9 protein-coding genes and 1 pseudogene are annotated in these 10781 nt (G+C 52.6%); 8 read left to right on the top strand and 2 right to left on the bottom strand.

What is annotated here, in order from left to right; all coding sequences use genetic code 11:
• Nucleotides 1–538 (bottom strand): PfkB family carbohydrate kinase (locus AB7E14_RS13830; protein ID WP_428169604.1); only part of this gene is annotated, 538 nt, incomplete at its 3' end.
• 166 nt (nt 539–704) lie between these two features.
• Between AB7E14_RS13830 and yihU the strand changes: the two genes are divergently transcribed.
• The 8 genes from yihU to ompL all read left to right on the top strand — a co-directional run bounded on the left by yihU (nt 705) and on the right by ompL (nt 10352).
• The gene (gene yihU, locus AB7E14_RS13825) at nt 705–1595 is read left to right on the top strand and encodes a sulfolactaldehyde 3-reductase (protein WP_316962785.1); all 891 of its coding nucleotides are present in this window, start codon (nt 705–707) and stop codon (nt 1593–1595) included.
• 20 nt (nt 1596–1615) lie between these two features.
• Nucleotides 1616–2494 (top strand): sulfofructosephosphate aldolase, encoded by an 879-nt coding sequence (gene yihT / locus AB7E14_RS13820; RefSeq protein WP_044326764.1) that lies wholly within the window; start codon nt 1616–1618, stop codon nt 2492–2494.
• Between the two features lie 15 nt (nt 2495–2509).
• Nucleotides 2510–3751, top strand: a complete 1242-nt coding sequence (gene yihS / locus AB7E14_RS13815) for a sulfoquinovose isomerase (RefSeq protein ID WP_044265143.1) — start codon at nt 2510–2512, stop codon at nt 3749–3751.
• An 18-nt stretch (nt 3752–3769) separates the two neighbouring features.
• Nucleotides 3770–4612 carry an aldose-1-epimerase gene (locus AB7E14_RS13810; protein ID WP_216082024.1) on the top strand — a complete coding sequence of 281 codons (843 nt, stop codon included), beginning with the start codon at nt 3770–3772 and terminating at the stop codon, nt 4610–4612.
• Nucleotides 4613–4661: 49 nt separating this feature from the next.
• Complete coding sequence (locus AB7E14_RS13805; RefSeq protein WP_316962790.1) at nt 4662–6698, top strand: alpha-glucosidase; 2037 nt, start codon at nt 4662–4664, stop codon at nt 6696–6698.
• 45 nt (nt 6699–6743) lie between these two features.
• On the top strand, nt 6744–8126 hold the full coding sequence (locus AB7E14_RS13800; protein WP_042998851.1) for an MFS transporter: 1383 nt from the start codon (nt 6744–6746) through the stop codon (nt 8124–8126).
• A gap of 44 nt (nt 8127–8170) precedes the next feature.
• Nucleotides 8171–9592: an MFS transporter gene (locus AB7E14_RS13795; protein WP_044257152.1), complete on the top strand. Its 1422-nt coding sequence runs from the start codon at nt 8171–8173 to the stop codon at nt 9590–9592.
• Nucleotides 9593–9659: 67 nt separating this feature from the next.
• Nucleotides 9660–10352: a porin OmpL gene (ompL, locus tag AB7E14_RS13790; RefSeq protein WP_042998849.1), complete on the top strand. Its 693-nt coding sequence runs from the start codon at nt 9660–9662 to the stop codon at nt 10350–10352.
• 61 nt (nt 10353–10413) lie between these two features.
• Here the strand turns inward: ompL and AB7E14_RS13785 are convergent.
• A pseudogene (locus tag AB7E14_RS13785) lies at nt 10414–10781 on the bottom strand (translational GTPase TypA); the annotation flags it as partial.

The raw sequence follows: 10781 nt of genomic DNA, 5'->3' as shown, positions 1-10781 counted from the left end.
TCCGATCTTGATCGCTTAAGGCCACCAGCTCGCTGATGTCCTGCGGCGTCACATCACCATCCAGCAGTGTCTTCACGCCCGCCTGATGCGCCAGTGTAAACGCCTGCTTTGCCCCTTCATGCCAGCGAACATCCGCCAGTACGATATCCCACTGGGAAAAGTCGATGTCATTCAGCCAGTCGGCCTCCGCCGGCAAATCGGGGCTCGGGAAATTGACGATAATCCGCTCCCCTTGAGCATCAACCATGATAGCCGATTGCGACGACTTTGCCCCCGCATAGCGCCGGGTGTAACGGGTATTGACCCCCAGAGATTCCAGCTCCGCCAACAGGTGTTTTCCGGTGTCGTCATCGCCCACACGGCCAATAAAGTCTACCTGTGCCCCTAACTTCGCCGCTGCCACTGCGGCAGTGGCGGCTGGTCCACCGCCCACCTCGGTATAACGACGCGCCACATATTTACCGCCTACAGCCGGTAACGTTTCTACGTAATAGATGCGATCCAGCACGGTAATACCTACACAAGCAATACGAATCATGGTCGTTCCTTAAGCATTTCGGGATGAGATTATTTTAATTCCACAAAATGTTTAAAAAGTGACGGCTGTCAATTTTTTGACCATAAATTACAAATACGATCAAAAACAGACAGAAACAACCGGTCATAATTGACAAAAAATGACACCACCGTCTCAGGAGAACGATATGGCAGTCATCGCATTTATCGGATTAGGACAGATGGGCGCCCCAATGGCGAGCAACTTACTCAAACAGGGTCACCAACTCAGCGTTTTTGACGTTAACCCCGATGCCGTCCAATGTCTGGTCGAAAAAGGGGCACAATCCGCCCGCTCTCCAGCACAGGCCGCAGAAGGCGCTGAGTTTGTCATCACGATGCTGCCCAACGGCGATCTGGTACGCAGCGTCTTATTGGGCGAAAACGGCGTTTGCGAACGCCTCTCCCCACAAGCGCTGGTGATCGATATGTCAACCATCCATCCCTTGCAGACTGACAAGCTGATCGCCGACCTTCGCGCTAAAGGCTTCGCCATGATGGATGTCCCGGTCGGGAGAACCTCGGATCACGCCGTTGCCGGTACATTGCTGTTGCTGGCGGGCGGCACACCAGACCAGGTCGAGCGCGCCACACCGGTACTGATGGCAATGGGCAATGAACTGATTAACGCCGGAGGTCCCGGGATGGGGATCCGCGTGAAGTTGATTAACAACTACATGAGCATTGCGCTGAATGCCCTGTCAGCCGAAGCCGCCGTGCTGTGTGAAGCGCTGAGTCTCTCCTTCGATGTCGCGCTACAGGTCATGAGCGGGACACCCGCCGGTAAAGGTCACTTCACCACCTCGTGGCCGAACAAAGTGCTGAAAGGCGATCTTTCCCCGGCCTTTATGATCGACCTGGCCCACAAAGATCTCGGCATCGCGCTGGATGTCGCCAACCAGCTGCACGTTCCTATGCCGCTCGGCGCGGCGTCCAGGGAAGTTTATAACCAGGCGCGAGCCGCTGGCCGCGGGCGGGAAGACTGGACCGCCATTCTTGAACAGGTTCGCACGACAGCCGGACTGAAAAACCACCATTGACAGGTAAAAAGGACTGAAGAATGACCACGTACACCCTGAAAGATATCACCAGACCTTCCGGCGGTTTCGCCATGCTGGCCGTTGACCAGCGTGAAGCAATGCGCCTGATGTTTGCCGCCGCAGGCACGCCAACGCCGGTCACCGATCAGCATCTTACTGATTTTAAAGTCAATGCTGCAAAAATTCTCTCGCCGTATGCCTCCGCGATCCTGCTTGACCAACAGTTTTGCTACCGCCAGGCGGTAGAGCAGAACGCCGTTGCCAAAAGCTGCGCCATGATTGTCGCCGCCGACGCCTTCATCCCGGGTAATGGCATCCCCGTCGACAGCGTAGTGATTGATAAAACCATCAATCCGCAAGCCGTCAAGCAGGATGGCGCGAAAGCCTTAAAGCTGCTGGTGCTCTGGCGCAGTGATGAAGACGCGCAGCAACGTCTTGAAATGGTGAAAGAATTTAATACGTTGTGCCATAGCCATGGTCTGTTGAGCATCATCGAACCGGTGGTCCGTCCGCCGCGTCGCGGCGATCAATTCGATCGCGAACAGGCGATTATCGATGCCGCCAAAGAACTGGGCGACAGCGGCGCCGATCTCTATAAGGTCGAAATGCCGCTGCAGGGTAAAGGCACGCAGCAAGCCCTGCTCCGCGCGTCTCAACACCTGAACGAACACATCAATATGCCGTGGGTCATTCTCTCTTCCGGCGTTGATGAAAAGCTGTTTCCACGCGCGGTCAGCGTTGCGATGAGCGCAGGCGCTTCTGGCTTCCTGGCCGGTCGTGCGGTCTGGTCATCGGTGATTGGCCTGCCGGACAGCGAGATGATGCTGCGTGATGTGTCTGCACCTAAATTGCAACGCTTAGGTGAAATTGTCGATGAAATGATGGCCCGCCGCCGTTAATACGAGGATCAAAGCATGAAATGGTTTAACACCATGAGCCACAACCGCTGGCTGGAGCAAGAAACCGATCGCATCTTCAATTTTGGTAAGAACGCGGCGGTGCCAACCGGATTCGGCTGGCTGGGTAATAAAGGACAGGTCAAAGAAGAGATGGGCACGCACCTGTGGATCACCGCCCGCATGCTGCACGTCTATTCCGTCGCCGCAGCGATGGGCAGACCGGGCGCTTACAGCCTGGTCGATCACGGTATTAAGGCCATGAACGGCGCGCTGCGGGATAAAAAATACGGTGGCTGGTACGCCTGCGTGAATGATGAAGGCGTGGTAGATGCCTCCAAACAGGGATACCAACACTTTTTTGCACTGCTGGGCGCTGCCAGCGCGGTCACCACCGGACACCCTGAGGCCAGGAAACTGCTCGATTACACCATTGAAGTCATTGAGAAATACTTCTGGAGTGAAGAAGAGCAAATGTGTCTGGAATCCTGGGATGAAGCGTTTAGCAAAACCGAAGACTATCGCGGCGGCAATGCCAATATGCACGCCGTGGAAGCCTTCCTGATTGTTTACGACGTCACCCATGACAAAAAATGGCTGGATCGTGCGATCCACATCGCCTCGGTCATCATTCACGATGTCGCCCGCAAAGGGGAATACCGGGTCAATGAGCATTTCGACGTGAACTGGAACCCGGTCCGCGACTACAACAAAGACAACCCCGCCCACCGTTTCCGTGCCTATGGCGGCACGCCAGGCCACTGGATTGAGTGGGGCCGTCTGATGCTGCATATCCACGCCGCGTTAGAAGCGAGAAGCGAACAACCGCCCGCCTGGTTACTGGAAGACGCAAAAGGTCTTTTCCACGCCACCATTCGTGATGCCTGGGCACCCGACGGCGCTGACGGCATCGTGTACACCGTTGACTGGGATGGCAAACCCATTGTTCGTGAACGGGTGCGCTGGCCGATTGTAGAAGCAATGGGTACCGCCTATGCGCTATATACGGTCACGGGCGATCGCCAGTACGAAACCTGGTATCAGACGTGGTGGGAATACTGCATTAAGTACCTGATGGATTACGAAAATGGTTCCTGGTGGCAGGAGCTGGATGCGGACAACAAGGTCACAACACGGGTATGGGACGGTAAACAGGATATTTATCACCTGTTGCACTGTCTGGTCATTCCGCGTTTACCGCTGGCACCGGGCCTTGCTCCTGCGGTTGCTGCCGGTCTTCTGGATATCAACGCCAGGTAAGCAACGAGGATAGCAGCCATGCATAGCGGTGGAAAAACACTTCATCTTCAGGCCGGGCACTACTGCGCGAAAATAGTCACAGTTGGCGCCGGATTAGCAGAACTGACGCACCGTGGGCGTCACGTCGTTATTCCCCATAAGCCGGAAGAGATACCGTTGGCGCATTTGGGAAAAGTGCTAATACCCTGGCCAAATCGCGTGGCAAAAGGCTGCTATCAACATAACGGCAAGCGCTTCCAGCTTGCTATTAACGATCCGGTTACGCATAGCGCTATTCATGGATTACTGGCCTGGCGGGACTGGCAGATTAATCAGCAGTCAAAAACGGAAGCGTCACTGACGATTTTTCTGCCGCCTTCTTATGGTTATCCCTTTGCGCTGGTTTCAGAGGTGATTTATCGACTGGAGGAAACACACGGGCTGCATGTCTTTATTCGTACGCAGAATCTGAGTGACGAAATCGCACCGTATGGTGCCGGAGCCCATCCCTATTTGACCTGCAATCTGCACCCCATTGATGGTTGTGAATTGACGCTTCCTGCGAGTGAAGAAACAGGTAGTGAACGGGATTTCACAACGCCGCGACGTATTGCAGGAACCTCTATCGATCATACATTCAGGGTCTTGACACCTGAGGTTGAGTGGGAAGTCAGGATGACCTGTGCCTCACAAAACATAACGACTTTTTTACGCAGCCATCAACCCTGGCTGCAGGTATATACCGGCGAGAAATTAGCAAGGCGTGGTCTTGCAGTGGAACCGATGACCTGCCCACCCGATGCCTTTAACTCCGGAACAGGCCTGATTTATCTCGCGCCAGGAGAAATACATCAGATGCATTTTCTCATCGGCAGTGAATAAAAGATTTCCGACAAATTACCGAATTACCCTATTTATTACGGAGACGATGATGAATTCGTTACAACAACGGTCAACCCCTTTAGAGCTGACGACGTTACAGAATGGATTTACGCTAACGTACCACCAGCGATTAATTTTACGTCACAGCGAAGCAGCCCCCTGTCTGTGGGTTGGTGCTGGCGTCGCCGATATCGACATGTTTCGTGGCAACTTCAGCATTAAAGACAAACTTAACGAGAAAATTGCCCTGACCGATGCCACGGTCAGTGAATCAGCTGACGGCTGGCGAGTACGCTTTAGTCGTGGTGATGCCGTCAATGCGACGCTGCATATCTCCACCGATGAAGCGGGTCGTTTGCAACTGGATCTGCACAATGACGATCCCGACCATAACCGTATCTGGCTGAGACTGGCGGCTAACCCGGATGACCATATCTACGGCTGCGGCGAGCAGTTCTCTTACTTCGATCTGCGTGGCAAGCCGTTTCCACTGTGGACCAGCGAACAGGGGGTGGGCCGAAATAAGAATAGCTACGTCACCTGGCAGGCCGACTGCAAAGAGAACGCAGGCGGCGACTACTACTGGACCTTCTTCCCACAACCCACGTTTGTCAGTACGCAGAAGTATTACTGCCACGTTGATAACAGTTGCTACATGAATTTTGACTTCAGCGCGCCGGATTATCACGAACTGGCGTTGTGGAAGGAGAAAACCACCCTGCGTATTGAATGCGCCGACACCTATATCGCGCTGCTGGAAAAACTGACCGCGCTGTTAGGTCGCCAACCAGAATTACCGGACTGGATTTATGATGGCGTCACGCTGGGCATTCAGGGCGGCACCGAAGTGTGCCAGAAGAAACTGGATACGATGCGTCGTGCTGGCGTGAAGGTAAACGGCATCTGGGCGCAGGACTGGTCCGGGATCCGCATGACGTCATTCGGTAAGCGCGTGATGTGGAACTGGAAGTGGAACAGCGACAACTATCCACAACTGGACAGCCGTATCAAACAGTGGAACGCCGAAGGCGTGAAATTCCTTTCATATATCAACCCGTATGTCGCCAGCGATAAAGACCTGTGCGCCGAAGCGGCAAAGCACGGTTATCTGGCAAAAGATGCGTCCGGTAATGATTATCTGGTTGAATTTGGTGAGTTTTACGGCGGCGTGGTTGATTTGACCAACCCGGCGGCCTACGACTGGTTCAAAGACGTCATCAAGAAAAATATGATCGCACTCGGCTGCGGCGGCTGGATGGCGGACTTTGGCGAATACCTGCCGACCGACACGGTTCTGCATAACGGCGTCAGCGCGGAGATCATGCATAACGCCTGGCCTGCGCTGTGGGCAAAATGTAACTACGAGGCATTACAGGAAACCGGCAAACTCGGCGAGATCCTGTTCTTTATGCGCGCAGGCTATACCGGCAGTCAGAAATACTCGACCATGATGTGGGCGGGTGACCAGAACGTGGACTGGAGTCTGGACGATGGACTCGCCTCCGTTATTCCCGCAGCCCTGTCGCTGGCTATGAGCGGTCACGGCCTGCACCATAGCGATATTGGCGGCTATACCACCCTGTTTGAGATGAAACGCAGCAAAGAGTTGCTGCTGCGCTGGTGTGATTTCAATGCCTTCACGCCCATGATGCGCACCCACGAAGGTAACCGTCCCGGTGATAACTGGCAGTTTGACAGCGATGAGGAAACCATCGCCCATTTCGCCAGAATGACGACCGTGTTTACGATGTTGAAGCCGTACCTTAAGCAAGCCGTCGCGCAAAACGCCGCAACTGGCTTGCCAGTTATGCGTCCGTTGTTCCTGCATTACGAAAACGATGCGCGTACCTACACCCTGAAATACCAGTACCTGCTGGGGCAAGACCTGCTGGTCGCTCCGGTGCATGAGCAGGGCCGCAGCGACTGGACGCTGTATCTGCCGGAGGATCATTGGGTGAATCTCTGGACAGGTGAAACGCAAAGTGGCGGCGAGGTAACCGTGGATGCGCCATTAGGTAAACCGCCAGTCTTTTATCGCGCGAAAAGTGAGTGGGCGTCGCTGTTTGCATCTTTACGCCACATCTAATAAGGCTCGCCCATGGGAAAACTCATGGGCAAATGAGGGATAATCATGAGTCAAAACATAACCAACCCGGCAACCCTACGCTTGCCCTTTAAGGAAAAACTCGCCTACGGAATGGGTGATTTAGGTTCCAATATTCTTCTGGATATCGGTACGCTCTATTTACTGAAGTTTTATACCGATGTTCTCGGTTTACCGGGCACCTATGGCGGTATCATTTTTCTTATTGCCAAGTTTTTTACCGCGTTTACCGATATGGGAACCGGTATTATGCTCGATTCACGACGTAAAATCGGTCCAAAAGGTAAATTCCGTCCTTTTGTTATGTACGCTGCGTTTCCGGTGACCCTGCTGGCTATCGCTAACTTTGTCGGTACACCGTTTGAAATCACCGGAAAAACGGTCATGGCGACCGTCCTGTTTATGCTCTACGGGCTGTTCTTCAGCATGATGAACTGTTCCTATGGCGCAATGGTGCCCGCCATCACCAAAAACCCGGACGAACGCGCCTCGCTCGCCGCCTGGCGGCAGGGTGGCGCGACGCTTGGCCTGCTGCTGTGCACCGTCGGTTTTGTGCCGGTCATGAACCTGATCGAAGGCAATTCGCAACTGGGGTATATCTTCGCCGCGACGCTGTTCTCGCTGTTCGGGTTGTTCTTTATGTGGTGCTGCTATGCCGGGGTGAAAGAGCGCTATGTCGAAGTGAAACCTGTCGACGCGGCGCAAAAACCGGGATTATTGCAGTCCTTTCGCGCCATCGCCGGTAACCGTCCGCTTTTCATCCTGTGTATTGCCAATCTCTGCACGCTCGGCGCATTTAACGTCAAGCTGGCGATCCAGGTTTATTACACCCAGTACGTGCTGAACGATCCGATTTTGCTGTCGTGGATGGGCTTTTTCAGCATGGGCTGTATCTTCATCGGCGTCTTTTTAATGCCGGGGATGGTGCGTCGCTTTGGCAAGAAAAAGGTCTATATCGGTGGCCTGCTGATCTGGGTTGCAGGCGATCTCCTCAACTACCTCTTCGGCGGAGGTTCGGTCAGTTTTGTCGCGTTCTCCTGCCTGGCATTCTTCGGCTCTGCGTTTGTGAACAGCCTGAACTGGGCGCTGGTTTCCGACACGGTGGAATACGGCGAATGGCGAACTGGCGTGCGTTCTGAAGGGACGGTTTACACCGGTTTTACTTTCTTCCGTAAGGTTTCACAGGCGCTGGCCGGCTTCTTCCCGGGATGGATGCTGACCCAAATCGGCTATGTGCCTAACGTGGTGCAATCGGCGGGAACGGTCGAGGGGTTACGGCAGCTGATCTTTATTTATCCCTGTGCGCTGGCGGTCGTCACCATCATTGCAATGGGCTGTTTCTACAATCTCAACGAAAAAATGTATATCCGTATCGTTGGCGAAATCGAAGCCCGTAAACAAACGATTTAAAACAATAATATCCAACGCCCTACGGGGCGTTATGAGAGGCGATTATGTCTGACCATGATCCGCTAACGCTGAAACTGAGCCTGCGTGAGAAGTGCGCCTACGGCATAGGTGATTTTGGCTCAAACCTGATGCTGTGTATCGGGACGCTGTATCTGCTTAAGTTTTATACCGATGTACTGGGGATGCCTGCGTATTACGGCGGTATAATCTTCCTGGTGGCGAAGTTCTTTACTGCCTTTACCGATATATTAACCGGTGTATTACTGGATTCACGCCGTAATATTGGTGTAATGGGTAAATTCCGCCCCTTCATACTTTATGCCTCTTTTCCCGTGGCGCTGGTTGCCAGTGCGCAGTTCTTTGCCACGGACTTTACCTTAACGGTGAAGACGACGCTGGCCACCCTCCTGTTTATGCTGTTTGGTTTGTTTTATAGCCTTATGAACTGCTCTTATGGTGCAATGGTGCCTGCTATCACCAAAAACCCGCACGAACGCGCCCAGCTTGCCGCCTGGCGTCAGGGCGGCGCAACCATTGGTCTGCTGCTGTGTACCGTCGGCTTTATGCCGATTCAGGCGTTGTTTACCCGTTCGCCGTCGCTGGGCTATTTAATTGCCGCGCTGATTTTCTCCGTGTGCGGACTGTTCAGTATGTGGTGGTGTTTCCGTGGCGTTAAGGAACGTTACATCGAAATCGTGCCAGATCACCATAAGCCTGGCATTCTCAAGTCGTTCTGCGCGATTTTCCGCAACCCACCTCTGTTAGTGCTGTGTATTGCCAATCTGTGTACGCTGGCAGCGTTCAACATCAAACTGGCGATCCAGGTCTATTACACACAGTACGTTCTGAACGATATCCATTTGCTCTCATGGATGGGCTTCTTCAGCATGGGGTGCATTCTGGCAGGTGTACTGTTAGTACCCATGACCGTAAGGCGTTTCGGTAAAAAACAGGTTTATCTCGGAGGGCTAACGCTCTGGGCAGTTGGGGATATCCTGAATTTCTTTTGGGGCGGAACCTCATTTTTATTCGTCACCTTTTCCTGTGTAGCCTTCTTCGGTACCGCCTTCGTGAACAGCCTGAACTGGGCGTTGGTGCCGGATACCGTGGATTACGGCGAATGGAAAACGGGGATTCGCGCAGAAGGTTCCGTCTATACTGGATATACCTTTTCGCGCAAGATTTCCGCTGCGTTGGCGGGGTTCCTGCCCGGAATGATGTTGACCCAGATTGGTTATATCCCCAACATCGCGCAAAGCGACGCAACCTTACTGGGATTACGCCAGTTAATTTTTCTTTGGCCCTGTGGTCTGGCGATTATTGCTGCACTGACCATGGGTTTCTTTTATAAGCTTAACGAAGCGCGTTTCGCTTTTATTATCGAGGAAATAAATCAACGAAAAAAGAACAACACTCGTTCTGACGTAACCAATAACAATAAAAACATCGCTACTGTAAATCTTTAAACAAATCTTGCCGCTATTTCCATCCAGATGGATGGCGGCTTCCCTACGCTTAAAAAATGGATTTATGATGAAAACATTACATACTCTCATTCTGTTATCTTCAGTGATATCCACCTCTGTAGTTGCTGGCGCTTATGTCGAAAACCGGGAGGCGTATAATCTGGCATCCGATCAACAAGAGATCATGCTGCGCGTTGGCTATAACTTTGACATGGGTGCGGGCATTATGCTCACTAATACCTATACGCTCCAGCGTGAAGACGAGTTAAAACACGGCTATAACGAGATCGAGGGCTGGTATCCGCTCTTCAAACCCACGGATAAATTAACGATCCAACCTGGCGGGTTGATTACCGACAAGAGTATTGGCTCCAGCGGCGCGGTGTATCTGGACGTGAATTACAAATTTACACCGTGGTTTAATCTGACGGTGCGTAACCGCTACAACCATAATAATTACAGCTCGGTCGATTTAAATGGCGATCGAGATAATAACGATACCTATGAGATCGGCAACTACTGGAACTTTATTATTACCGATAAATTCTCGTATACCTTTGAACCCCACTATTTTATGCGGGTGAATGATTTTAATAGCAGCAATGGCAAGGATCATCACTGGGAAATTACGAATACCTTCCGTTATCGGATCAACCAGAACTGGCTGCCCTACTTCGAACTGCGCTGGCTGGACCGGAACGTAGAACCCTATCACCGCGAACAAAATCAGATTCGCGTTGGGGTTAAATATTTCTTCTGAATAGATTGAGGTAAAGAAAAGCCGCTGATATCAGCGGCTTTTTTCGTCACAAGATTATCAATTAATCTTCTTTCGGACCACGGTTCGCGCGGCGGCGATCGTTTTCCGTCAGGTGACGTTTACGAATACGGATAGACTGCGGCGTCACTTCTACCAGTTCGTCGTCATCGATGAACTCCAGAGCTTGTTCCAGAGTCATCTTAACCGGCGGAACCAGAACCGTGGCTTCGTCAGTACCGGAAGCACGCATGTTGGTCAGTTTCTTACCGGTCAGGCAGTTTACCGTCAGGTCGTTAGAACGGCTGTGAATACCGATGATCTGGCCTTCGTATACTTCAGCACCGTGACCCAGGAACAGCTTACCGCGGTCCTGCAGGCTGAACAGTGCAAACGCAACCGCTTTACCCTGACCGTTGGAGATCAGTAGAT

This window comes from Citrobacter sp., assembly GCF_050252275.1.
In the GTDB taxonomy this organism is placed as follows: domain Bacteria; phylum Pseudomonadota; class Gammaproteobacteria; order Enterobacterales; family Enterobacteriaceae; genus Citrobacter_A; species Citrobacter_A amalonaticus.
Note: the sequence above shows the minus strand (reverse complement) of the source record. Positions and strands in the feature narration are given on the sequence as shown.